The sequence below is a fragment of the Streptomyces sp. ICBB 8177 genome (assembly GCF_003144095.1).
Lineage (GTDB): Bacteria > Actinomycetota > Actinomycetes > Streptomycetales > Streptomycetaceae > Streptantibioticus_D.
In genome coordinates this window covers 1,338,251-1,361,114 of the sequence record NZ_NSKH01000018.1, presented here as the reverse complement: position 1 = coordinate 1,361,114, position 22,864 = coordinate 1,338,251, and the positions used below count along the sequence as shown (strand labels likewise).

Genomic DNA, 22,864 nt, shown 5'->3' with positions numbered 1-22,864 from the left:
GTCAGCCCACGCGCACGCCGAAGTCGAACGGCATGTCGCTGAGCGGCTCGTAGCGCACGGTGGCGCCGGTGTGCGGGGCGTGCAGGATGATGCCGTTGCCCGCGTACAGACCGACGTGGTCGCCGCCGTACATGATGACCAGGTCACCCGGCTGGAGTTCGCTCTCGGTCAGGTGCTGGCCGACGTTCTCCTGCTCCTGCGAGGTGCGCGGCAGCGAGATGCCGGCCTGCGCGTAGGCCCACTGGGTCAGGCCGGAGCAGTCGAAGGAGCTGGGGCCGGTGGCGCCGTAGACGTACGGGTCGCCGATGCGGGTCTTCGCGGCGTCGAGCGCGGCCTGGGCGCGGGCCGAGGCGGCCTTCGAGTCGCCGAGGCTGGGGTCGTTGAGCGCGCCGCCGTTCTCGATGGAGGCGCGCTGGGAGGCGGTCAGCGTGTTGAGCAGGCTCTGCGCCTTGGACAGCTTGTTCTGGACGTCCTGCTTGTTCTGCTGGAGCGCCTTGCGGGTGCTGTCGAGCTGCGCGAGCTTGGCGGAGGCCTCGGCGCGCTCCTGGTCCAGCACGCGCTTTTGCGCCTCGATCTGCTTCAGCTCGTCGGCCTGGGTGCCGCTGAGCTGGTCGAGCATGGTGGCCTTGTCCAGGTAGCTGTTGGGGTCCGAGGACAGGAACAGCTGGAGGGACGGGTCTATCCCGCCGGTGCGGTACTGCGCGCTGGCGAGCTCGCCGAAGTTGTCGGCCAGCTTGTTGAGGCTCGCCTGCTCGCGGGCCACCTTGTTCTGGAGGTCGTTGACCTGCTGCTGGAGCTGGCTCTGCTTCTCCTGGGCGCCGTCGTACTTCTCGGTCGCCTGCTCGGCCTGCTGGTTGAGGCTGTCCACCTGGGACTTGACGTCGCTGACGCTCGGCTTGGGATCGGCGTTGGCAGCCTGGGACGACAGGGCGACGGCCGCCGCGGCGGTCGCGGTCAGGACGGTCACACGGGTACGACTGGCTGGCTTCGGACGACGGTGGGACGCCACGGGAGGCAAGCTCCTTCTTCCTGCTGCCGCCTACCGGGTGAGCTGTCGGATTCGGGCCGGAAGAAGCCCTACGGGGTCTCACGCGCCCTGGTCGGCGCGTCCTGACCCCGATTCACCCCGGGAACGTTGGTTCCCCGGCTCCGCGCGTCGGTGCCCCCCGTGCTACTGAACCGGCGCGTCGAACTCGGCGGGAGCCCCCACTGTCATCCGGGCGGATGATCGACTACGCGGGGGTTCGAGGGATGACCCTAGTAACCAAGCTGTGATCGGTTCAAATCCTTGCGGGAAAAAAGTTGGCGGGCATGCGAGTTCTTTACGCGCACCGCACCACCCGTGACGGTGATTTGACGCTGCGTCCACCGAACTCACCTGCTGGGACCACATACCACAAGCCCGTGTGTCGCGGATCACAGTCCGAATTGGTCGCCACTCATGGGCCAACTCGGCGGCGGAAAAGGCGCGATGAATCATTCCGGGGCGTAAAACGGACTTCCATGGCGCAATTGGCGGCTACAGGGTGATCATGGAGGAGTCGCCCCGCGCGCGGCGGAGTTCAGCCGCGCGAGAGCCGGCGCAGCAGCAGCGTGGAGGCGACCGGGCGGGCACCCGCGCGGGCCACGCCGTCGGCGACCTCGCGGTCCGCGGAGACCACGACCACCGGGCGCCCCGGCGGTTCGGCCCGCACCAGCCGGCGGATCAGCTCGTCCGCGGTCTCCCCCGGCTTGCTGAACAGCACCCGCACCCCGCGCGGCGGCGCCAGCAGCACCGGCGCCGCCAGTTCCGCGCCGTCGAAGACGCAGGTGACCTCGGCACCGGACTGCGCGGCCAGCACCGCGAGCCCGCCGAGCAACCGCAGACGCTGCTTCTCCAACGGCATCGTGGGATAGCCGGTCTTGGTCACGTTGTAGCCGTCGACCACCAGGTGTGCCTGGGGCAGCGCCAGCAACTGGTCCAGCAGCGCCGGGTCGTCCTCCGACAGGGCGCGGCGCGCGATGTCCTTGGGGTTGATGGCGCCCGGTGCCACCGCCTCGACCGCGTCGGCGGGCCGCTCGGTGACCGGCGGCAGCGCCAGCTCCCTGCGCAGCCCCTGAGCCGCCTCCAGCACGGTGTCCAGCAGCAGCCGCAGCCGCATGTCCTCCAGGCTGCGCCCCTCGCGCACCGCGCGGCGCCCCGCCTCCAGGGCGGACTCCGCCTCCGCGAGCCGGGCCCGCAGCCTGCGCGTCTCCCCTTCGGCCGCGGCCAGCTCCGTGCCGTGCGCCGCCCGTACGCGCTCCAGCTCGGCCTGGAGCTTGCGCACCGCCGCCTCGCCGCGCCGCAGGTCGCTGGTGGCGCTGCGCAGCTTGCGGTGCAGGGAGTCCGACTCCTTGCGGGCCGCGTCCAGTTCGGCCCGTGCGGCCTGCGCCTCCTGCTGGGCGGCGGCTCGCACCTGGGCGAGTTCCGCGCGCAGGCGGCCGAGTTCGCGGGCGGTCTCCTCGCCGACCTGGTCGGCGTGGGCGCGCTGGGCCTCCTCGCCCGCGGCTGCCACCAGCTTCGGCCACCCGGCGGGGCGCAGCAGGTACGCGGCGGCGGCCACGTCGAGCGGATCGGCGGCGGGCGGCGGCGTGCCCGCGTCGAGCGCGGCGGCCAGCTCCCCCTGGGTCTCGCGCAGCCGGCCGGCGATGCGCTGCCGGAAGACGGGGTCGGTCTCCAGCGCGGCGGCCAGCGCGTTGGCGGCGAACTTCGCCCGGCGCGAGGGGGTGAACCGGGCGTACTGCCGCAACTGGGCGGGCAGTTCGGCGGTCGTCAGCGAGCCGAAGGCGTCGGCCGCGAAGGCGACGACCCGGTGCCGCACCCCTTCGGGCAGCGGGCGGTCCAGGCTCTCGCCCTGCTCCTCGTCGCCCCGCGCCCCGTCGCCGCCCCGCGCGTCATCACCGCGCGTGTCACCGCCGGGCGGTGGATCGGTCGGATGGTCGGGGCCCTGGTCGACCGGCGGCTCGTCGGATCCGCCGGCGCCTTCCGGTACCGCCCGCGGATTGCCGTCCGTACGCTCCACCAGTCACTCCCGTCGCTCTCCCCTTGGCCGTCCGTACACCCCCCATTGTCCCCGCCGTGCGCGGGTCAGGCCCGCCCAGGCTCCTGGCCGGAACCCGGCCGGTCCACCAGCTCGATCCGGTCCACCGCGTTGCACCAGCGGCAGCGCACCGACTCCACCGCCTCGCTCAGCACCTCGCGCTCCTCCACCTTCGGCTCCCCCGCCAGATCGAGGTGGACGTACTCCACGGCCCGCGTCGAGCGCGTCACGTCGAACCGGGTCAGGTTGCCGCACAGTGTGCAGCGCCAGCGGGTGGTGGCGGTGGGCTCGGGCACCGGCATCGTGTCGTCCTCGTCCTGTGCGGTGGGGCGGCGACGGTGTACGCCGCATGGCCGAAAGGAATCGCATGCGCTCGGTCAACCCTACGGCCTGCCGCGCCCCGCGTGCAGAGGGTGTCCGGCGAGGCGGCCCGGCCGGGCCCGCGCGGTCCGCCATGATCGCCTCATGCCGCCGCCACGCCGCCAGGGGGAGCCAGGGCTCCTGCCCCGGTTCAGCTCGTACCGCGGGCCGACCGCCCGGGCCGCGCGCGCCGTCGTCCGGGGCCTGGTCCCGGCGCGGCGTCCGGGAGTCCGTCCACCCCTGGTCACGTACTGCCTGATCGGCCTGTGCGTCCTGGTCTTCCTGGTCTCGCCGCTGTCCGGCCTGGACCCGGCGTACGGCACGGGTCACGCGCAACTGTGCGCCCAGGCCCGGTACTTCGACCGCTGGGGGGTGATCCCGGTGGAGCTGTGGCACGGCACGCTCGCGCCCGCCTCGCTGGGGCTGCCGTCCGGCTGCCCGGTGCCGGCCCGGATGGTGAAGGTGCCGTTCCTGTCGGTGCTCACCTCGCTGTTCGTGCACGGAGGGTGGGCGCACCTGCTGGGCAACATGCTCTTCCTGTACGTCTTCGGCGCGGGCGTGGAGGAGCGGATGGGCCGGGCCCGCTTCGCGGTGTTCTACGTGGTGACCGGCTACGTCGCCACCTACGGCTACGCGCTGGGCCACCAGGGCTCGGCGCAGACCCTGGTAGGCGCGTCCGGGGCGATCTCGGGGGTGCTGGGCGCCTACCTGTTCCTGCACCCGTCGGCCCGGGTGACCAGTCTCTTCCCGTTCCTGCTCTTCCTGCCGCTGCGCTTCCCGGCGTGGGTGGTGCTGGCGTTCTGGTTCGGGTTGCAGTGGATCGCGGCCCGTACCGAGCAGGCCGGGCCCGCGGTGGCGTACCTCGCCCACGTCACCGGCTTCGTGTTCGGGTTCGCGGTGACGGCGGCGCTCTTCCGGCCGCGGTCTAAGCTGGCCCCGCAAGCCGCGACCCGAGGAGAGGGCCAGCCGTGATCACCGCGATCGTGCTCATCAAGACCGACGTCGACCGGATTCCCGAGATCGCCGAGTCCATCGCGGCCCTGGAGCACGTCAGCGAGGTCTACTCGGTCACCGGGACGTACGACCTGGTGGCCCTGGTGCGGGTGGCCCGGCACGACGACCTCGCGGACGTCATCCCGGGCCGGATCAGCAAGATCCCCGGCGTCGCGGGCACCGACACGCACGTGGCGTTCCGCACCTACTCGCAGCACGACCTGGAGGCGGCGTTCTCCATCGGCCTGGAAGGCTGAGACCCCGCGGGCCACGCGGTCCGCTCAGCCCCGCGGGCGCTCCGGGCGACCCGAGCGGTCCGGCACGCAACGGCCGTCCTCCGTGCGGTAGTTCCACGCCGCGCCGTCCCGCACCAGCTCGCCGACCGCGGTCAGGAAGCGGTCCACGTGCTCGTCGGGGGTGCCCGCGCCGAAGCTCACCCGGATCGCGTTGAGCGACCGCTCGCCCGGCGCGGCCTCGGGCGCGCCGCACTCCCCCGGTGCGTCCTGCTCGCCGCCGAGCAGCGTGCGCACCAGCGGGTGCGCGCAGAACAGCCCGTCGCGCACCCCGATCCCGTACTCGGCGGACAGCGCGGCGGCGAAGTGCGAGCTGTTCCAGCCGTCGACGACGAACGAGATGACGCCGACCCGCTCGGCGCCCTCGCCGAAGAGCGACAGCACCCTGACCCCCGGCACCTCGGCCAGTCCGGTCAGCACCCGGCCGACCAGCACACGCTCCCGCGCCACGAGCGCGTCGAAGCCCGCCTCGCGCAGCGCCCGGCAGGCCGAGGCGATGGCGTGGACGCCGATGACGTTGGGGGAACCGGCCTCGTGGCGGGCGGCGGAGGTGTGCCACTCGACGTCCACGCCGCCGTCCGCGCGGCGCGCCACCGTGCGGCTGGCACCGCCGCCCGCCAGGTACGGTTCGGCCTCGCGCAGCCAGTCCGCCCGGCCGGCCAGCACGCCGGAGCCGAACGGCGCGTAGAGCTTGTGGCCGGAGAACGCCACGTAGTCCACGTCGAGGGCGGCGATATCCACCGGGTGGTGCGGGGCGAGCTGGGCGGCGTCCAGCACGATGCGGGCGCCGTGCGCGTGGGCGGCGGCGGCCAGCTCGCGCACCGGCCACAGCTCACCGGTGACGTTGGACGCGCCCGTGACGCACACCAGCGCCTCGGCGTTCCCCTCCCGCCCGGCCAGCGCCTTCTCCAGCGTCTCGACGGCCTGGGCGGGGGTGCGCGGGGCGCTCAGGTAGGTCACCCGGGCGCGGCGCCAGGGCAGCAGCGAGGCGTGGTGCTCGGTCTCGAAGACGAAGACCTCGGTGCCCTCCGGCACGGCCGCGGCCAGCAGGTTCAGCGAGTCGGTGGTGGATCGGGTGAAGACGACCTGGTCGTCGGGGCGGCAGCCGAGGAAGGCGGCGACCTCGGCGCGGGCGGCCTCGAACAGGTCGGTGGACAGCTGCGAGAGGTAGCCCGCGCCCCGGTGCACGCTCCCGTAGTACGGCGCGTACGCGGCCACGTCGTCCCAGACCCGCTGGAGGGCGGGCGCGCTGGCCGCGTAGTCCAGTGCGGCGTAGGTGACCTCGCCGCCGGTGACCAGCGGGACGAGGACGTCGCGGCCGAGGACGGGCAGCGGGGCGGTGCGGCAGGCGGCGGAGGCGGCGGGGCCGGAGGCGGAGGCGGACATGGCGAACTCCCGTGGAGAGGCAGGCGAATTCGGCCTTCGAGCCGTGGCGAGGCCGAATGGGCGGAAAGCGTGAATGACGTGAAATACGCAGGAACGACGCACGGCGGCGCGTACCGGAGAGAGGCCGGACGGGCGTCGGACGTGGGGCGTACGGGCCGTTGACCGGAACCCGGCGGATCGAAGGGCCGGAAAAGGCCCGCGATCCGGAAAGCCGGAAAAGGGAAGGACCGGTCGGCCCTATCGCATTCGCTTGCTCAAGAGAGTCTCCCGCGACAACCAGGACCCCAGGTTCGCGAGGGGTCCGCGCTTGCCATGAGCCTCGCTGCTCACGGCCTGGTCATCACCCGGGGCACCCCGCCACGGACGGAGGGTTGCCGGACAGCGAGCCGGGGCCTTTGCGCTGTCACTCGTGACCTGCCGGTGAGTGTAGCAGGGGACCGCCGCCCCCTGCCGCACCGTCCGTCTCAGGCGTTGCTGGCAGCCACCCAGCGGTCCAGCACCGCCCGCGCGGCGCCGGAGTCGATGGACTCGGCCGCCTTCGCCACCCCGGCCGCCAGCTGCTCCTGGAGCGTCCCGTGACCGGGGGCGAGGGCCACCAGCGCGGCGGCGGAGTTGAGCAGCACCGCCTCGCGCACCGGCCCGGTCTCCCCGGCCAGCAGCCGCCGCGCCACCTCGGCGTTGTGCGCCGCGTCGCCACCGCGCAGCGCCTCCACCGGGACCAGGCCGATGCCGATGTCCCGCGGGTCGAACGGGACCTGCTCGACCTTGCCGTCCCGCACCCACCACACCTGCGAGGTCGCCGTGGTGGTCAGCTCGTCCAGGCCGTCGTCGCCGCGGAACACCAACGCGGACGAGCCGCGTCCGGCCAGCACGCCCGCCATCAGCGGCGCCATGCGCGCGTTGGCCACGCCGGTGGCCTGCGCGGTGACCCGGGCCGGGTTGGTGAGCGGACCGAGGAAGTTGAAGACCGTGGGGATGCCCAACTGCGCCCGGGCGTTCGCCACGTGGCGCAGCGCGGGGTGGAACTTCACCGCGAAGCAGAACGTGATCCCGGCCTCGGAGGCCACCTCAGCGACCCGGCGCGGCGACAGTTCCAGGTTGACCCCGAGCTTCTCCAGCACGTCGGACGCGCCGCTCGCGGAGGACGAGGCGCGGTTGCCGTGCTTGACGACCCGGGCGCCGGTGCCCGCCACCACGATCGCGGACATGGTGGAGATGTTCACCGTCCTGGCCATGTCGCCGCCGGTGCCCACGATGTCCACGCTTGGGCCGGGCACTTCGATGAGGTTGGCGTGCGCGTACATCGCGCGCACGATCCCGGCCAGTTCCTCCACGGTCTCGCCCTTGGCCCGCAGCGCCACCGCGAAGCCCGCGATCTGCGGGTCGCTGGCCTCGCCGCGCATGACGCGGTCCATCGCCCAGGCGGTGTCGTCCCCCGTCAGGTCCCGGCCCTCCAGCAGCCGGGTGAGGATCTGCGGCCAGCCGCGGGTCGCCACGCCGTCGCCTCCGACTGGGTTCCGCGCGTTCATGGGCCGCTCCTGGGGTACGTGACATGCCTCGTCGCAAGCGTATCGAGCCGGCGGGCACGCCGAAGGCCCCGTCCGGACTGTGGCGGTCCGTACGGGGCCTTCGGTGACGCGTCGGGCGGCTTCCCGGGGGCTGGGGTGCCCCCGGGAAGCCCGCCGCGGGGATCAGTGGTGGCCGTGGCCGCTGGTGACCTCCGCGTGCTCCTCCGCGGTCGGCTTCGGGATCTGGCTTCCCTCGCCGTACATGCCCTGGGAGAGCTTGGCCCGCAGCTTGGTGACCGGGCCGGTCTTGCGGCGCACGCCGTTCTCGTCGACCTCTTCGCCGAGTTCGAGCGGCTGGTGCTGGACGTGCTGGGTGAGGGTGTACATCTGGCCCTGGTCCAGCGGCGCGTGCACCTCGATGAACTCGCCGTGCGGCAGGCGCTTGATGACACCGGTCTCCCGGCCGTGCAGCACCTTGTCCCTGTCGCGGCGCTGCAGACCCATGCAGATCCGCTTGGTGGCCACGAAGGTCAGGACCGGGATCACGAAGAACCCGATGCGGACGAACCAGGTCACCGCGTTGATCGACAGGTGGAAGTGGGTCGCGGCGATGTCGTTGCCACCGCCGAGCAGCAGCACCATGTACCAGGCCACCCACGCGGCGCCGAACGCGGTGCGCGTCGGGGCGTTGCGCGGACGGTCGGCGAGGTGGTGCTCGCTCTTGTCACCGGTGACCCAGGACTCGATGAACGGCCACAGCGCCATGACGGCCAGGACCACGCCGAACAGCACCAGCGGGATGAAGACGCCCAACTGGAGCGTGTGGCCCCAGAAGTTGATCTCCCAGCCCGGCATCGCGCGGATCAGGCCCTCGGCCATGCCCATGTACCAGTCGGGCTGCGCACCGGTGGACACCTGGTCCGGACGGTACGGGCCGAACTCCCAGATCGGGTTGATCGAGGCGACCGCGGCGACCGCCGCGATGACACCGAACACCAGGAAGAAGAAGCCGCCGGCCTTCGCCATGTACACCGGCATGAGCGGCATGCCGACGACGTTCTTCTCGGTCCGGCCGGGGCCGGGGAACTGGGTGTGCTTGTGGTAGAAGACCAGGATCAGGTGGGCCACCAGCAGACCGGCCATGATGCCCGGCAGCAGCAGGATGTGGATGGTGTAGAAGCGGGCCACGAAGTCGTGCCCCGGGAACTGGCCGCCGAACAGGAAGAACGACAGGTAGGTACCGACGATCGGCACCGACAGGATCGCGCCTTCCATGAAGCGGACACCGGTGCCGGACAGCAGGTCGTCCGGGAGCGAGTAACCGGTGAAGCCGGTGAACATGCCCAGGACGAACAGCAGGAAGCCGAAGACCCAGTTGACCTCACGCGGCTTGCGGAACGCGCCGGTGAAGAACACCCGCATCATGTGGACGAACATGCCCGCGATGAAGACGACCGCCGACCAGTGGTGGATCTGGCGGATCAGCAGACCGCCGCGCACCTCGAAGCTGATGTTCATGGTCGAGTTGAACGCTTCGGACATCCGGATGCCCTGCAGCGGCACGTACGGGCCGCTGTAGGTCACCTCGTTCATGCTCGGGTGGAAGAACAGCGTCAGGTAGACACCCGTCATGATGATGATCATGAAGCTGTACAGGCAGATCTCACCCAGCATGAAGGACCAGTGGTCCGGGAAGATCTTGCGCATGTTGGCCTTGGCCAGGCTGTAGACGCCCAGCCTGCCGTCGGCCCAGTCCGCCAGCCGCTCGCCCGCCGGGGCCTTGCCCCGGGGTGCGCTCGCGTCGTCGGTGGCGTGGTTCGTGGTGCTCATCCGCGCTCCCAGAAGCTCGGGCCGACCGGCTCGGTGAAGTCACCGAGTGCTTCGAGGTAGCCCTTGTCGTTCACGCTGATCCGCAGCTGCGGCAGAGCGTGACCGGCCGGACCGAAGATGACCCGGCCGCCGTCGGAAAGGTCGAACGTCGACTGGTGGCACGGGCACAGCACGTGGTGCGTCTGCTGCTCGTACAGGCTGATCGGGCAGCCGACGTGGGTGCAGATCTTGGAGAACGCCACGATGCCCTCGTGGCCCCAGTCCGCCTCCCGCTTGTCCTTGATGTCCTCCGGCTTCAGACGGACGATCATCAGCGCCGCCTTGGCGATGACGTCGTCGTAGTCGTCGGAGTTCTCGTTCAGGCCAGGGGGCTGGGCGAAGGTGAGCGAACCGACGCCGACGTCCTCGGGACGCAGCGGCAGGTTCGTGTTCATGTTGATCAGCTGCATGCCCTTGCGCCAGGCGGTGTGCCGCAGCGAGGTGCCCGGCATCGGGCCCAGGTCGCGCAGCAGCACGACGCCGGAGAGCGGCACCATGGCCAGCGCGCCGAACATGGTGTTGCGGATCAGCTTGCGGCGGCCGAACTGGCTCTCCGCGGCGCCCTGCCGGAAGTCGGCCAGCACCTTCTGCTTGACCTCGGGCTCCGCCTCGATCGGGTGCCGCTCCTGCGGCATCTCGACGTCCGACATCAGGGTGCGGGCCCAGTGGACCGCGCCCGCGCCGATGCAGAACAGCGCCACGCCGAGCGACCAGCCCAGCGAGAAGTTCAGCGCGCTGACGTGACCGAACGGGAAGATGTAGACGATCTTGCTCGGCGGGATCAGCGAGTACGCAGCGATGAAGCCGAGCGTGGCCACCATGGACAGCGTGAACATGAACGCGACGGCACGCTCGGAACGCCGCGCGGCACGCTCGTCGATGTCCTGACGGCGGGGCTTGTGGGGCGGCAGGCCGGGATCGGCGAACGGGTCCTCGGCTACGGCCACCGCGCCGTCGTGAGCGTCCGACCGCTCACTCGGCAGGTTCTCTTCTGACATGTCCTCGTGGGATCCAGGGTGGCTACTCATGACTTCCTGGCCTTCGTGGTGTGAGCGGCGACCCAGACGGCGACGGCGATCAGGGTGCCGAGACCGAAGATCCAGCCGAACAGGCCCTCGCTCACCGGGCCGAGGCCACCGAGTTCGAGACCGCCCTCGCTCGGCGTCTTACCGCTGTCCACCTCGCCCAGGTAGGCGATGATGTCCTTCTTGTCCTTCTCCGGCATGGTCGTGTCGGGGAAGTTCGGCATGTTCTGCGGGCCGGTCAGCATGGCCTCGTAGATGTGCTTGGGGGTGACGCCCTGAAGCGTGGGGGCGTACTTGCCGTTGGACAGCGCACCGCCCTTGCCGGACGCGTTGTGGCACTGCGAGCAGTTGGTGCGGAAGAGCTGACCGCCGTTGGCGATGTCCGCCCCGTCCGGGCTGTACTGCGCCTTGGTCGGCACGCTGGGACCGGGGCCGAGCGAGGCGATGTAGGCGGCGAGCTGGTCGATCTGCGCCTGGCTGTAGGCCACCTTCTTGCTCGGGATCTGGGCTCCCGGCTGCTGGGCCGGCATCCGGCCCGTGCCGACCTGGAAGTCCACCGCCGCGGAGCCGACGCCGACGAGGCTGGGGCCGGTCTTGGTGCCCGCCCCGGAGGTGCCGTGGCAGGTGGCGCAGCCCACGGAGTAGAGCTTCTTGCCCTCCTCGATGGCGAGGGACTGGGATGAGTCGGCCTGCGCCTTCTCAGCCGGCGCGAACGCGGCGTACAGCCCCCCGGTGGCCGCGAGCGCGAAGAGTAGGACGACGAGTGCCGCCAGCGGGTGGCGCCGTCGTACGGAGAGCTTTTTCACGGATTACCCCGGTGTCAGGATCTTCTGCGTCGATGCTTGGTGTGGTTCCGGTGCGGAACCGGTGTCCGGTGCTAACCGGGTTACTTGATCAGGTAGATCGTGGCGAAGAGGCCGATCCACACGACATCGACGAAGTGCCAGTAGTAGGACACGACGATGGCCGCGGTGGCCTGTTCGTGGGTGAACTTCTTGGCCGCGTACGTCCTGCCCAGGACCAGCAGGAAGGCGATCAGACCGCCCGTCACGTGCAGTCCGTGGAAGCCCGTGGTCAGGTAGAACACCGAACCGAAGGGGCTGGACTTCAGGGAGATCCCGTCATCCCGCACCAGGTCGGTGTACTCGTAGATCTGACCGCCGATGAAGATGGCACCCATCACGAACGTGATCATGAACCACATCCGCAGGCGCTTCACGTCACCGCGCTCGGCGGCGAAGACGCCGAGCTGGCAGGTGAGCGAGGAGAGCACCAGGATCGTGGTGTTGCACGAGGCGAACGGCACGTCCAGATGCTGGTTCTGGCTGTGCCAGAAGGCCGTCCCCGTCACCGATCGCAGGGTGAAGTACATCGCGAAGAGGGCCGCGAAGAACATCAGCTCGGAACTCAACCAGATGATGGTTCCCACGCTGACGAGGTTCGGCCGGTTGACCGACGGGTGCGCGTGCCCGGTTTCTACTGCTGTTGCTGTCGCCACGACCGACATTATGTCGGTCGCTTATCTCGCGCTCACTCCGGGGGGTGCCGTTCGGTGTGTCAAGGGCTTCCGGGGGCCCCGCGTGGCGTAGCGCGGCTGTCCCTCGAAGGGGGGAAGTCCAGGTCGCCGCGGTGCCGTCGCCCTTGCCGCCGACCGGTGCTGACGCCATGTCGGGGCGGCCCGCCGCGGGCGGCGCGGAAGATCGAAGGGACGTCCGGGGTCTCCTCGGGCGTGGCGTCGCGGGAGTAGCATCCGCGTGTCCGCGCCGCGGTCACCGGCCGCGCGGCGACCCTCAGCGAGGAGGCACCGCACCATGCAGCAGACCGCCACGGTGCTCGTCTACAGCGACGACGCGAACACCCGCGAGCAGGTACGTCTGGCCGCCGGACGCAGGCCCGCGCCGGACGTGCCGCGGGTGGAGTACCTGGAGTGCGCCACCTTGCCGGCCGTCCTGTCCGCGCTGGACAAGGGGGGCATCGACGTGTGCGTGCTGGACGGCGAGGCGGTCCCGGCCGGCGGCATGGGCGTGTGCAGGCAGCTGAAGGACGAGATCTTCCACTGCCCGCCGGTGCTGGTGCTGATCGGTCGCCCGCAGGACGCGTGGCTGGCCACCTGGAGCCGGGCGGACGCGACCGTCACCCATCCGGTGGACCCGATGGCCCTGGCCGAGGCCCTGGCGGGCCTGCTGCGCGAGCGCAGGCCGGTCAACTCCGGCTCGTAGCGACGAAGCGCGGGACGACGGCGCGGCGGCGTCCCGGGGCGCGTACGGCGCACCCCGGGACGTCCCTCGTCCCGGCGGGTCAGACGCGGGGCGCCAGGCGGGCCGGGTCGCCGCGGTGCGTGGTGTCGTCCGCCTGGCTGGCGGAGGTGGCCTTGGTGCCCAGCGCGCTGCCCTGGAGCCACTTGTCCCACGGCACGTTCCAGTCGCCGAAGCCGTTGCCGAACGGCTCCATGTCGTGGCCCTCGCTGTTGACGACCTCGACGACGTCACCGGGCTCGACCTGGTCGAAGAACCAGTGCGCGTTCTCGGTGCTCATGCCCGTGCAGCCGTGGCTGGTGTTGGCCACCCCCTGCGACCCCACCGACCAGGGCGCCGCGTGCACGTACTCGCCGCTCCACGTCACCCGGGTGGCCCAGTAGACCGGCAGGTCGTAGAAGTCGGCGATGCCCACCGTGCTGGACTTCATCTGCACGAAGGACTGCTTCTCCAGCACCACCTTGATGCCGTTGCGGGTGGCGTACCCGGGCTTGCCGGTGGTCACCGGGACCGTGCGCACCGCCTCGCCGTTGCGGTACAGCGTCAGCTGGTGGGAGGAGGCGTCGGTGAGGGCGAAGACCTTGTCGCCGATGTCCATCGTCACCGACTTGGCGGGGCCGCCGTACAGCCCCTTGCTGACCTGCACCCCGTTCAGGCCGCTGGTGACGCTGACGGTGGCGTGCGCGGGCCAGTACTCCTTGGGACGGTAGTGCAGGGTGCGGCTGTCCACCCAGTACCAGGAGCCGGTGACCGCGGGCGTGGAGGTGACGTGCAGCGAGCGCTCCACGACGGCGCGGGCGGCCGGGTCGGTCACCGGCTTGCTGAGCGCCGCGGTGACCGGCTCGCCGACGCCGTAGGTCCCGGAGTCGGGGCCGAAGGTGACGTCGAGGAGGTTGTTGGCGGGCTTGGTGTCGAAGCCGATGGTCTGAAGCCCCGGCGCGCCGTCCCCGTTCTCGGTGCTCACCCGGACCGTGTAGTGGACGCCTGCGGCCAGCGGGGCGGTGCTGCGCCACTTGGTGCCTTTGGCGTCGAGTTCGCCCCGTACGACGCGTCCTGTGCCGTCCGTGGCGGTCACGTCGGTGATCCGGCTGCCGCCCTTGGAGGTCACCTCCAGCGGCTTGTTGGGGTCCACCTGCTTGCTGCCGTCGGTGTCGCTGAACGCGACCTGCTTGGCGGCGTCGTAGGGCGCGGCGGCCAGCGGGTTCCCCGAGCCCTCGCAGGCGGCGAGCGCGACCGCCAGGGGCGCGAGCAGCGCGAGGTACGGGAGGCGGGATATCGCCGTTCGGCGAGGAGATGTCTGACTCATGGTCACAACGTATGAAAAGTCGCGCCGCTCGGCGCGTTGCGTTCCGGCAAATGGGGGCCGCCGGGTATAAGCGGCCCTCGCCGGACCGTCCGTCCGGGTGCCGCGCGGGAACGCCTGCCGGTGCCGCGCGGGAACGCCGAGGGGCCGGGGCCCGGACACCTGCGCGGTGCCCGGGCCCCGGCCCCTGGAACGTGTGCCCGGGTCAGTAGCGCTGGTCGGCGCCCCGGTAGTACTCGAAGACCCAGCCGAAGACGGCCACCAGGATCACCGGGCTGGCGAAGTACAGCAGCCACCAGCCGAAGATGATGCCGAGGAAGGCCAGCGCGCCACCGGAGGCCAGCAACAGCGGCTGCCAGCTGTGCGGGCTGAAGAAGCCCAGCTCGCCCGCGTCGTCGGCGACGTCGGCGTCGTCCCGGTCCTGCGCGCCGTTGTCCGCCCGGCGGGCGGTGAACGACAGGTAGTAGCCGATCATGACGCTCAGGCCGAAGGCCAGGAACAGCGCGGTGGTGCCCGCGGGCTCCTTGGCCCACAGTCCGTAGACGATGGCCACGGCCAGCAGGAACACCGCCAGGCCGAGGAACATCTTGCCCTGCAGCTTCACTTGCCGGCCTCCTTGCCACCGGTCAGCTGACCACCGTGACCGGCCTCCGCCAGCTCCATGGCCACGATCTCCGGGTGGTGGAGGTCGAACGCCGGGGATTCGGAGCGGATGCGCGGCAGGGTGAGGAAGTTGTGCCGCGGCGGCGGGCAGGAGGTCGCCCACTCCAGCGAGCGGCCGTAACCCCACGGGTCGTCGACCTCGACCTTCTTGCCGTACTTGGCGGTCTTCCACACGTTGTAGAAGAACGGCAGGATCGACATGCCGAGCAGGAACGAGCTGATCGACGAGATGGTGTTCAGCGTGGTGAAGCCGTCCGCCGCGAGGTAGTCCGCGTAACGACGCGGCATGCCCTCGGCGCCCAGCCAGTGCTGCACCAGGAACGTGCCGTGGAAGCCCACGAACAGCGTCCAGAAGGTGATCTTGCCGAGCCGCTCGTCCAGCATCTTGCCGGTCATCTTCGGCCACCAGAAGTGGAAGCCGGCGAACATCGCGAACACCACGGTGCCGAAGACCACGTAGTGGAAGTGCGCCACCACGAAGTACGAGTCGGAGACGTGGAAGTCCATCGGGGGCGAGGCCAGGATGACACCGGTCAGACCACCGAAGGTGAAGGTGATCAGGAAGCCGATGGACCACAGCATCGGGGTCTCGAAACTCAGTGACCCCTTCCACATCGTTCCGATCCAGTTGAAGAACTTCACGCCTGTAGGCACGGCGATCAGGAACGTCATGAAGGAGAAGAACGGAAGCAGCACGCCGCCGGTGACGTACATGTGGTGGGCCCACACGGTGACCGACAGGCCCGCGATGGCGATGGTCGCCGCGATCAGGCCCAGGTAGCCGAACATCGGCTTGCGGGAGAAGACCGGGATGACCTCACTGATGATGCCGAAGAACGGCAGCGCGATGATGTAGACCTCTGGGTGTCCGAAGAACCAGAACAGGTGTTGCCACAGCAACGCGCCGCCGTTGGCCGCGTCGAACACATGGGCGCCGAACTTGCGGTCCGCCTCCAGCGCCAGCAGCGCGGCGGCCAGGACCGGGAAGGCCAGCAGGGCGAGCACCGAGGTCAGCAGCACGTTCCAGACGAAGATCGGCATCCGGAACATCGTCATACCGGGGGCGCGCATGCAGATGATCGTGGTGATGAAGTTGACCGCACCGAGGATGGTGCCGAAGCCGGACAGCGCCAGACCCATGATCCACATGTCCGAGCCGATGCCCGGCGAGCGGACCGCGTCGGACAGCGGGGAGTACGCGAACCAGCCGAAGTCGGCCGCGCCCTGCGGGGTGAGGAAGCCGCCGACCGCGATCAGCGAGCCGAACAGGTAGAGCCAGTAGGCGAACATGTTCAGCCGCGGGAACGCCACGTCGGGCGCGCCGATCTGCAGCGGCATGATCCAGTTGGTGAAGCCGGCGAACAACGGCGTCGCGAACATCAGCAGCATGATCGTGCCGTGCATCGTGAACGCCTGGTTGAACTGCTCGTTCGACATGATCTGCAGGCCCGGGCGGGCCAGCTCGGCGCGCATGAGCAGCGCCATGATGCCGCCGATGCAGAAGAACGCGAACGACGTCGACAGGTAGAGCGTGCCGATGGTCTTGTGGTCGGTGGTGCTCAGCCAGCTGACCACCACGCTGCCGGGCTTGCGGCTGCGGACCGGGACCTCGTTCGCGTACGAGTCGTCCGTTTCCGCCGTGCCCTGGGGTTCGTTGAGGATACTCACTGGTTACTCCCGGTCGTGCTGGAACCCGGCTGACCGTTCGTGGTGGCGTTCTCGGTGTTACCCGTCGTCGGGATACCCGCCGGGACGTAGCCGGTCTGGCCCGCCTTGGCGAGGTCCTTCAGGTGCTGCTGGTACTGCGCGGGGGTGACGACCTTGACGTTGAACAGCATCCGGGAGTGGTCGACACCGCACAGCTCCGCGCACTTGCCGCGGAAGGTGCCCAGCTTGTCCGGCGTGACCTGGAAGACGTTGGTGTGGCCCGGGATGACGTCCATCTTCATCAGGAACGGAATCACCCAGAAGTCGTGGATGACGTCACGCGAGGTGAGGACGAACTTCACCGACTGGCCCTCGGGCAGCCACAGCGTGGGGCCGGGGCTCGGGTTGCCCTTGGTCCACTCGCCGGGGATGCCCGTCTCGTAGACGCCGTTGGCGTCGTCCGGGGCGCCCTCGAGGGCGCTCGCCGGAATGGAGGCGAGGTCGGAGTTCTTCTGGAGGTCGACCGGGGTCGTCGGCGTGCCGGGCACGTGCTCGACGTAGTTGAAGGCCCAGCTCCACTGGTAGCCGACCACGTTGACGATGTGGTCCGGCTTCTTGGAGACCTTCAGCAGGTCGGACTCGTCGCGGGCGGTGAAGTAGAACAGCACCGCGACGATGACGAGGGGGACGACCGTGTACAGCGCCTCGATGGGCATGTTGTAACGGGTCTGCGGAGGAACCTCGACCTTCGTCCGGCTGCGCCGGTGGAAGATCACGCTCCACAGGATGAGGCCCCAGACGAGCACACCGGTCGCCAGCGCGGCGGCCCAGGAGCCCTGCCAGAGCGAAAGGATCCGCGGTGCCTGTTCCGTGGCGGGGCTGGGCATGCCGAGGCGGGGGAAGTCCTTGTAGGAGCAACCGGTAGCGGTCACCAGGACCAGGCCCGCGGCCAACGCCTGCGGCAACCGCCGCCGCATCGGGCGCCGCGACTTGCGGTCGGAGCCGTTGGGACTCACGTAGCGCCTTCCCGAGAGTCTCGCCCGCGCGTCCGGGAACCCGGCCGTTTGCGTCGGTCGGCGCCCTGGCGCGGGCAGGGTGTGGATGTTTATGCGGACCAAACCCTACTGGACGCTTTTCCAGGCCACGCGGGGAGGGGTACCAACGCGCCGGGCGAGCCCGCGTATGGCCCTCGAAGGGGTGGACACCCCCGGATGGCCCCCGGTTTGACGAGGGGTGGAAACCCGCCGGATAGCGTGCACGGGTGCCGTACTTCGACGCCGCTTCGAGCGCTCCCCCGCATCCCGTCACGCGACAGGCGCTGCTGTCCGCGCTGGACGACGGATGGGCCGATCCCGCCCGCCTGTACCGCGAGGGCCGCCGCGCCCGAGTGCTGCTCGACGCCGCGCGGGAGGCGGCCGCCGAGGCGGTCGGCTGCCGCCCTGACGAACTGAGTTTCACCCCTTCGGGTACCCACGCCATCCACTCGGCGGTGGCCGGAGCGCTGGCCGGGCGGCGCCGGACGGGCCGTCATCTCGTCGCCTCGGCGGTCGAGCACTCCAGCGTGCTGCACGCGGCCGAGACCCATCAGGCCGCCGGGGGCACGGTCACCGAGGTGGGCGTCGACCGGCTGGGGAGGGTGGCGGCCGAGGCGTATCAGGCGGCCCTGCGGCCCGACACCGCGCTGGCGTGCCTGCAGTCGGCCAACCACGAAGTCGGCACCGTGCAGCCGGTCGCGGAGGTGGCGGACGGCTGCGCGCGGGCGGGTGTGCCGCTGCTGGTGGACGCCTCGCAGTCGCTGGGCTGGGGCGCGGTGGACGGCGCCTGGTCGCTGCTCGCCGCGAGCGCCCACAAATGGGGCGGACCGCCCGGAGTCGGACTGCTCGTGGTCAGGAAGGGTGTCCGGTTCGCGCCCGCGGGCCCGTCCGACGAGCGGGAACGCGGCCGGGCCCCGGGCTTCGAGAACCTCCCCGCGATCGTGGCGGCGGCGGCCTCGCTGCGCGCGGTACGTGCCGAGGCGGAGGCGGAACGGGCCCGGCTGAGCGCGCTGGTGGACCGGATCCGGGAGCGGGTGCCGGCGCTGCTCGGCGACGTGGAGGTGGTCGGCGACCCGGTGCGCCGCCTGCCCCACCTGGTCACCTTCTCCTGCCTGTACGTGGACGGGGAGGCGCTGCTGGGCGAGTTGGACCGGGCGGGGTTCGCCGTGTCGTCCGGATCGTCCTGTACGTCCAGCACTCTGACGCCCAGCCACGTGCTGCGGGCGATGGGCGTGCTGTCGGAGGGGAACGTCCGCGTGTCGCTGCCGCGCGGCACGAGCGAGGGGGACGTCGAGGAGTTCCTGCGGGTGCTGCCCGAGGTCGTCACGCGGGTGCGCGGCTCGCTGGACCTGCCGGCCGCGCCCGCGCGCGAGGGACGCGCCGCCGACGACGGCGGTCTCGTCGTGGACGCGCTGGGCCGCCGCTGCCCGGTCCCGGTCATCGAACTGGCCAAGGTCATCGGTGACGTGCCGGTCGGCGCGACGGTGACCGTGCTGTCGGACGACGAGGCGGCCCGGCTCGACATCCCCGCGTGGTGCGGGATGCGCGGGCAGGAGTACGTCGGCGAACGGGAGGCCGCGCGCGGTGTGGCCTACGTGGTGCGCCGGCTGTCGTAGCGGCACGCGGGCGCGGCCGCCCGGGTGCCGCGGGGCCCGGGCGGCCGTATGTGGCGGCCGTCGCGCGGGGGTTACGACAGGTGGACGCGGACCTCGGCGGCCGCGTCGTCGCCGTAGGTCTTGGCGAAGCGGTCCATGAAGTGGTTGCGGCGCAGCTGGTACTCCTGGGTGCCGACGGTCTCGATGACCAGCGTCGCCAGCATGCAGCCGACCTGCGCCGCCCGCTCGTGGCCGACGCCCCACGCCAGGCCGGACAGGAAGCCCGCCCGGAAGGCGTCGCCGACGCCGGTGGGGTCGGCCTTGCGCTCCTCCTCCGGGCAGCCGACCTCGATCGGCGGTTCGCCGGTCCGCTCGATGCGCACGCCGCGCGAGCCGAGGGTGGTCACCCGGGTGCCGACGCGCGCGAGGATCTCCTCGTCGGTCCAGCCGGTCTTGGACTCGATCAGGCCCTTCTCGTACTCGTTGGAGAACAGGTAGGCCGCGTCCTCCAGCAGTATCCGGATGTTGTCGCCGTCCATCCGGGCGATCTGCTGGGAGAAGTCCGCCGCGAACGGGATGGAGCGCGAGCGGCACTCCTCGGTGTGCCGCAGCATCGCCTCCGGGTCGTCGGCGCCGATCAGCACCAGGTCCAGGCCGCCCACCCGCTGGGCCACCGCCTGGAGTTCGATGAGCCGGGCCTCGCTCATCGCACCGGTGTAGAAGGAGCCGATCTGGTTGTGGTCGGCGTCCGTGGTGCACACGAAGCGGGCGGTGTGCAGGACCTCGGAGATGCGCACCGACGAGGTGTCGACGCCGTGCCGGTCGAGCCAGGCGCGGTACTCGTCGAAGTCGGCTCCGGCCGCGCCCACCAGCAGCGGCCGGACTCCCAGCTGGCCCATGCCGAAGCAGATGTTGGCCGCCACGCCGCCCCGGCGCACGTCGAGGTTGTCGACGAGGAAGGAGAGCGAGACGGTGTGCAACTGGTCGGCGACCAGCTGGTCGGCGAAACGACCGGGGAAGGTCATCAGGTGGTCGGTGGCGATGGAGCCGGTGACAGCGATACGCACGAGGAGTCTGCTTCCTACGGGGTCGGTGGCGGTTCGGTGGCGCTGGCTTGTCCGGCACCGGGTACCGCTGCCGGACCAGCCCACGCTACCCGCACCGCCGCGCGGCACGACACAGCGGAGCACGCCATCCCGCCGCCTTCCGCCGCGCGGCGGAAGCCGCCGGATCGCGACACCGCGAAATTACCGGAACGTACAGGTATCACCCGGCGCGCCGGGTGCCTAGAGTCGGCGGTGTCAGGGCCCGCCGCACGGGCCCGCACCCCCGACCGGGAGCGATGATGAACACCTCAGACCGAGGGCCCGAGCACCCGCAGCCCCGCCCGCCGTCCGCCACCGCCGAGCCGCCGGAGTTCCCCGACTTCCCCGGCTATCCCGGTCACGACGGCCCGGGCTCCGGCTCGGCGGGGGATCTGCTGAGCGACTGCCGCCGGATCGCGCCGCGCTGGGCCGCGCCGCACGCGCGCCCGCACGAGCCGGTGCCGCCCTCCCGCATCCACGGCACGACGGTCCCCGAGTCCTCGCGTCACGCGGTGGCCGGAATGCCGGACTACGGCGGCTGACCCGGCCGCTCCCCCGCCCCCTCCACCCCCGGCGCACGGCGCCGGGGGTGTCGCCGTTCCACGCCCCCGGCGCGCCGGTGCGGAACCGCAATGCGCCTCGTTCCGTCCAAGGCGCGTCAGCATCGGTTCGAAGATCGATCGGACGAACGCCGGGCAAGGGAGCGGATCGTGGACGGCGAACGCGAGCGGACGGCTGAGGACACGGCGCGGGACGAGCGGGACGGCGGGGCGCCGCCGCGCCGCCGGCACCGGGCGGCGCTGACCATGGCGCTGGTGACCGGGGTGGTCCTGGCGGGCGGGGGCGGTTACTGGGCGGCGGCCTCGTCGCACGGCCCGGCCCGCCAGGCCGCAGATCCGGCGCCTCGCGCCCGCACCGGCCCCGCGTCCGTCACCGGCGCGGCGGGCGCCGGCGGGCTGGGCGACGGCGCACCGGCGACACAGGCCGGGCAGACCTACCGGCTCACCGGACGCCTGCCCGCGGGGCCCGCCTCGGCGCACGTCTACCGGCCGGGCGGGGCGGTCTCCCGCGACCAGGTGACGCGGCTGGCGGCGGCGCTGGGCGTGCCCGGCGCGGTGACGTCGGCTGACGGCTTGTGGAAGGCGGGCTCCAGCGGTGCGGGGCCCACCCTCCAGGTGGCGAAGGACTCCCCCGGCGGCTGGGCGTTCGCCCGCGCGGGCGCGGGGACCGGCTGCGCGGCGGCCAAGCGCGTCGCCTCGGGCGCCGGGGTCTGCTACGGCGCCGCGGGCACCGGTGGGACGACCACGCCGGGCGGTCCCGCGGTCGCGCAGGGGGTGGCGCGGCGGGACGCCGCCGCGGTGCTGGCGGCGCTGGGCCTCGGCGGGGCGCGGGGGGACGCCTCCGGGACCTCGGCGGCCTTCGACGGGCTGCGCACGGTGACGGCGGACCCGGTGGTCGGCGGGCTGCCCACGTACGGGTGGCGTACGACGCTGGTGATCGGCCCTGACGGCCGGGTGGTGAGCGGTTCCGGGCGGCTGGCGCCGCTGACGCGCGGGGCCGCGTACCCGGTGACGAGCGCGGTGGTCGCGCTGGGCCGGCTGCGGCGGGCCGCGGCGGCGGCCGGGCCGGGGCTGTGCGGCCGGGAGCACCCGGGTGGCGGTACGGGCGTCGCGCGTTCCGGGACGGCGGCGGTGCCGGGGCCCGGCCCGGTCGATCCGGGCGGCCCCCTGCTGCGTTCGTCCACGCCGCCCGCCCGGGGCACGGCGTCCACGGCGCCTGTCCGGGGCAGCGCGCCCTGCCTCGCGTCGACGCCGCCGCTGCTGGTGCGTGGCGCGGTCTTCGGCCTGTCGGCGCGGTTCGCCTCCGGGGGCTCGGGAGGCGAGGAGCTGGTGCCGTCGTGGCTGTTCCAGGTGGCCGCGTCCGGGGCGGCTCCGGTGCGGACGGTCGCGCAGGCGGCGCTGGCGCAGGGCGGGGGCACGCCGCCGCCCGCGCCCGCCCCGTCGCCGTCCTCCGGCCCGAGCGCCCCTGCGGTGTCCGCGTCACGGGCGCCGGTGACCTCGTACACCGCGGACGGGCGGGCGCTGGTGCTGCGCTTCTGGGGCGGGATGTGCGCCGACTACGCCGGGAAGGTGACCGGGCAGAGCGACAGCGCGGTGCACGTGGCCGTCACGGCGACGCCGAAGGAGCCGCACCGGATCTGCCCGATGCCGGCCAGGTCGATGACCGTACGGGTGACGCTCGCCCGGCCGCTGGGTTCGCGCACCGTCTACGACTCCTCGGACGGCCGCGCGGTGGCCGCCGCCCGCTGAGGCGGGCTCCCGCAAACGCCCGTGGCGGCGCGCCCCGGTGATCCGGGACGCGCCGCCACGGGGCTGACGCGCTGGGGCCCGCCGTGGGCGGGCCCTCGGGCTCAGTGGAAGGAGTCGCCGCAGGCGCAGGAGCCGGTGGCGTTCGGGTTGTCGATGGTGAAGCCCTGCTTCTCGATGGTGTCGACGAAGTCGATGGAGGCGCCACCGAGGTAGGGGGCGCTCATCCGGTCGGTGACGACCTTGACGCCGCCGAAGTCCTTGACGACGTCGCCGTCGAGCGAGCGCTCGTCGAAGAAGAGCTGGTACCGCAGACCGGAGCAGCCACCGGGCTGCACGGCGACACGCAGCGCGAGGTCGTCGCGGCCTTCCTGGTCGAGCAGCGACTTGACCTTGGACGCGGCGGCGTCGGACAGGATGATGCCGTCGCTCGCGGTCGTGTTCGCGTTGGTCTCGTCCTGAACCGTCATCTGCTTCACTCCC

The 22,864-nt window shown here is 71.7% G+C and carries 21 protein-coding genes and 2 riboswitches; of the genes, 6 read left to right on the top strand and 15 right to left on the bottom strand.

Annotated elements, in window-relative coordinates; genetic code table 11:
* Window position 1 precedes the first annotated feature (1 nt).
* From CK485_RS14605 to CK485_RS14595, 3 genes are all read right to left on the bottom strand, one after another.
* A complete protein-coding gene (locus CK485_RS14605; RefSeq protein WP_109450611.1) occupies window positions 2-1,009 on the bottom strand; it encodes an NlpC/P60 family protein in 1,008 nt (335 codons plus the stop codon).
* A gap of 11 nt (window positions 1,010-1,020) precedes the next feature.
* Window positions 1,021-1,195, bottom strand: a riboswitch (cyclic di-AMP (ydaO/yuaA leader).
* Between the two features lie 367 nt (window positions 1,196-1,562).
* A complete protein-coding gene (locus tag CK485_RS14600) occupies window positions 1,563-2,864 on the bottom strand; it encodes an NYN domain-containing protein (RefSeq protein ID WP_109453016.1) in 1,302 nt (433 codons plus the stop codon).
* Between the two features lie 242 nt (window positions 2,865-3,106).
* Window positions 3,107-3,361, bottom strand: coding sequence for a hypothetical protein (locus tag CK485_RS14595; RefSeq protein WP_109450609.1), 255 nt, complete (start codon window positions 3,359-3,361; stop codon window positions 3,107-3,109).
* 163 nt (window positions 3,362-3,524) lie between these two features.
* Between CK485_RS14595 and CK485_RS14590 the strand changes: the two genes are divergently transcribed.
* A complete protein-coding gene (locus tag CK485_RS14590) occupies window positions 3,525-4,391 on the top strand; it encodes a rhomboid family intramembrane serine protease (protein ID WP_109450608.1) in 867 nt (288 codons plus the stop codon).
* Window positions 4,388-4,669 carry an Lrp/AsnC ligand binding domain-containing protein gene (locus tag CK485_RS14585; protein WP_109450606.1) on the top strand — a complete coding sequence of 94 codons (282 nt, stop codon included), beginning with the start codon at window positions 4,388-4,390 and terminating at the stop codon, window positions 4,667-4,669. The genes CK485_RS14590 and CK485_RS14585 overlap by 4 nt, the downstream gene beginning before the upstream one ends.
* Before the next feature lie 24 nt (window positions 4,670-4,693).
* Here CK485_RS14585 and CK485_RS14580 read toward each other — a convergent pair whose 3' ends face one another.
* The 6 genes from CK485_RS14580 to CK485_RS14555 all read right to left on the bottom strand — a co-directional run bounded on the left by CK485_RS14580 (window position 4,694) and on the right by CK485_RS14555 (window position 12,000).
* Complete coding sequence (locus CK485_RS14580; protein WP_109450604.1) at window positions 4,694-6,091, bottom strand: aminotransferase class V-fold PLP-dependent enzyme; 1,398 nt, start codon at window positions 6,089-6,091, stop codon at window positions 4,694-4,696.
* Window positions 6,092-6,389: 298 nt separating this feature from the next.
* Window positions 6,390-6,506: riboswitch (SAM riboswitch) on the bottom strand.
* A 49-nt stretch (window positions 6,507-6,555) separates the two neighbouring features.
* Window positions 6,556-7,620: an anthranilate phosphoribosyltransferase gene (gene trpD / locus CK485_RS14575; RefSeq protein WP_109450603.1), complete on the bottom strand. Its 1,065-nt coding sequence runs from the start codon at window positions 7,618-7,620 to the stop codon at window positions 6,556-6,558.
* Window positions 7,621-7,782: 162 nt separating this feature from the next.
* Complete coding sequence (locus CK485_RS14570; RefSeq protein WP_109450601.1) at window positions 7,783-9,429, bottom strand: ubiquinol-cytochrome c reductase cytochrome b subunit; 1,647 nt, start codon at window positions 9,427-9,429, stop codon at window positions 7,783-7,785.
* Window positions 9,426-10,496, bottom strand: coding sequence for a Rieske 2Fe-2S domain-containing protein (locus tag CK485_RS14565; RefSeq protein WP_109450599.1), 1,071 nt, complete (start codon window positions 10,494-10,496; stop codon window positions 9,426-9,428). The genes CK485_RS14570 and CK485_RS14565 overlap by 4 nt, the downstream gene beginning before the upstream one ends.
* Window positions 10,493-11,299 (bottom strand): c-type cytochrome, encoded by an 807-nt coding sequence (locus tag CK485_RS14560; RefSeq protein WP_109450597.1) that lies wholly within the window; start codon window positions 11,297-11,299, stop codon window positions 10,493-10,495. Before CK485_RS14560 ends, CK485_RS14565 begins: the two co-directional genes overlap by 4 nt.
* 80 nt (window positions 11,300-11,379) lie before the next feature.
* Complete coding sequence (locus CK485_RS14555; protein ID WP_109450595.1) at window positions 11,380-12,000, bottom strand: heme-copper oxidase subunit III; 621 nt, start codon at window positions 11,998-12,000, stop codon at window positions 11,380-11,382.
* A 304-nt stretch (window positions 12,001-12,304) separates the two neighbouring features.
* Between CK485_RS14555 and CK485_RS14550 the strand changes: the two genes are divergently transcribed.
* On the top strand, window positions 12,305-12,712 hold the full coding sequence (locus CK485_RS14550; protein WP_109450593.1) for a hypothetical protein: 408 nt from the start codon (window positions 12,305-12,307) through the stop codon (window positions 12,710-12,712).
* A gap of 79 nt (window positions 12,713-12,791) precedes the next feature.
* Here the strand turns inward: CK485_RS14550 and CK485_RS14545 are convergent, their stop codons facing one another.
* The 4 genes from CK485_RS14545 to coxB form a co-directional block, all read right to left on the bottom strand.
* Window positions 12,792-14,054 carry an Ig-like domain-containing protein gene (locus CK485_RS14545; protein WP_109453014.1) on the bottom strand — a complete coding sequence of 421 codons (1,263 nt, stop codon included), beginning with the start codon at window positions 14,052-14,054 and terminating at the stop codon, window positions 12,792-12,794.
* A gap of 202 nt (window positions 14,055-14,256) precedes the next feature.
* Window positions 14,257-14,655, bottom strand: a complete 399-nt coding sequence (locus CK485_RS14540; protein WP_109450591.1) for a cytochrome c oxidase subunit 4 — start codon at window positions 14,653-14,655, stop codon at window positions 14,257-14,259.
* The gene (gene ctaD / locus CK485_RS14535) at window positions 14,652-16,382 is read right to left on the bottom strand and encodes a cytochrome c oxidase subunit I (RefSeq protein ID WP_109450590.1); all 1,731 of its coding nucleotides are present in this window, start codon (window positions 16,380-16,382) and stop codon (window positions 14,652-14,654) included. Before ctaD ends, CK485_RS14540 begins: the two co-directional genes overlap by 4 nt.
* Window positions 16,379-17,377, bottom strand: a complete 999-nt coding sequence (coxB, locus tag CK485_RS14530; protein ID WP_109450588.1) for a cytochrome c oxidase subunit II — start codon at window positions 17,375-17,377, stop codon at window positions 16,379-16,381. Before coxB ends, ctaD begins: the two co-directional genes overlap by 4 nt.
* 245 nt (window positions 17,378-17,622) lie before the next feature.
* Between coxB and CK485_RS14525 the strand changes: the two genes are divergently transcribed.
* Window positions 17,623-19,011 (top strand): cysteine desulfurase/sulfurtransferase TusA family protein, encoded by a 1,389-nt coding sequence (locus tag CK485_RS14525; protein ID WP_109450587.1) that lies wholly within the window; start codon window positions 17,623-17,625, stop codon window positions 19,009-19,011.
* 71 nt (window positions 19,012-19,082) lie between these two features.
* Here the strand turns inward: CK485_RS14525 and CK485_RS14520 are convergent, their stop codons facing one another.
* Window positions 19,083-20,057: a carbohydrate kinase family protein gene (locus tag CK485_RS14520; RefSeq protein ID WP_109450585.1), complete on the bottom strand. Its 975-nt coding sequence runs from the start codon at window positions 20,055-20,057 to the stop codon at window positions 19,083-19,085.
* A 278-nt stretch (window positions 20,058-20,335) separates the two neighbouring features.
* Between CK485_RS14520 and CK485_RS14515 the strand changes: the two genes are divergently transcribed.
* Entirely contained in the window at window positions 20,336-20,617 is a 282-nt protein-coding gene (locus CK485_RS14515; RefSeq protein ID WP_109450583.1) for a hypothetical protein, read from the top strand.
* A 168-nt stretch (window positions 20,618-20,785) separates the two neighbouring features.
* On the top strand, window positions 20,786-22,384 hold the full coding sequence (locus tag CK485_RS14510) for a hypothetical protein (RefSeq protein ID WP_109450581.1): 1,599 nt from the start codon (window positions 20,786-20,788) through the stop codon (window positions 22,382-22,384).
* A 101-nt stretch (window positions 22,385-22,485) separates the two neighbouring features.
* On the opposite strand, the gene CK485_RS14505 is transcribed toward CK485_RS14510, so the two are convergent.
* On the bottom strand, window positions 22,486-22,851 hold the full coding sequence (locus tag CK485_RS14505; protein ID WP_109453012.1) for an iron-sulfur cluster assembly accessory protein: 366 nt from the start codon (window positions 22,849-22,851) through the stop codon (window positions 22,486-22,488).
* Window positions 22,852-22,864: the final 13 nt, after the last annotated feature.

Bases quoted from the DNA above. Each gene is read 5' to 3' on its own strand.
- CK485_RS14595 (WP_109450609.1), bottom strand. From the start codon at position 3,361: ATGCCGGTGCCCGAGCCCACCGCCACCACCCGCTGGCGCTGCACACTG.
- CK485_RS14515 (WP_109450583.1), top strand. From the start codon at position 20,336: ATGAACACCTCAGACCGAGGGCCCGAGCACCCGCAGCCCCGCCCGCCG.
- CK485_RS14570 (WP_109450601.1), bottom strand. From the start codon at position 9,429: ATGAGCACCACGAACCACGCCACCGACGACGCGAGCGCACCCCGGGGC.
- CK485_RS14545 (WP_109453014.1), bottom strand. From the start codon at position 14,054: ATGAGTCAGACATCTCCTCGCCGAACGGCGATATCCCGCCTCCCGTAC.
- CK485_RS14505 (WP_109453012.1), bottom strand. From the start codon at position 22,851: ATGACGGTTCAGGACGAGACCAACGCGAACACGACCGCGAGCGACGGC.
- CK485_RS14550 (WP_109450593.1), top strand. From the start codon at position 12,305: ATGCAGCAGACCGCCACGGTGCTCGTCTACAGCGACGACGCGAACACC.
- CK485_RS14565 (WP_109450599.1), bottom strand. From the start codon at position 10,496: ATGAGTAGCCACCCTGGATCCCACGAGGACATGTCAGAAGAGAACCTG.
- CK485_RS14580 (WP_109450604.1), bottom strand. From the start codon at position 6,091: ATGTCCGCCTCCGCCTCCGGCCCCGCCGCCTCCGCCGCCTGCCGCACC.
- CK485_RS14555 (WP_109450595.1), bottom strand. From the start codon at position 12,000: ATGTCGGTCGTGGCGACAGCAACAGCAGTAGAAACCGGGCACGCGCAC.
- CK485_RS14590 (WP_109450608.1), top strand. From the start codon at position 3,525: ATGCCGCCGCCACGCCGCCAGGGGGAGCCAGGGCTCCTGCCCCGGTTC.
- trpD (WP_109450603.1), bottom strand. From the start codon at position 7,620: ATGAACGCGCGGAACCCAGTCGGAGGCGACGGCGTGGCGACCCGCGGC.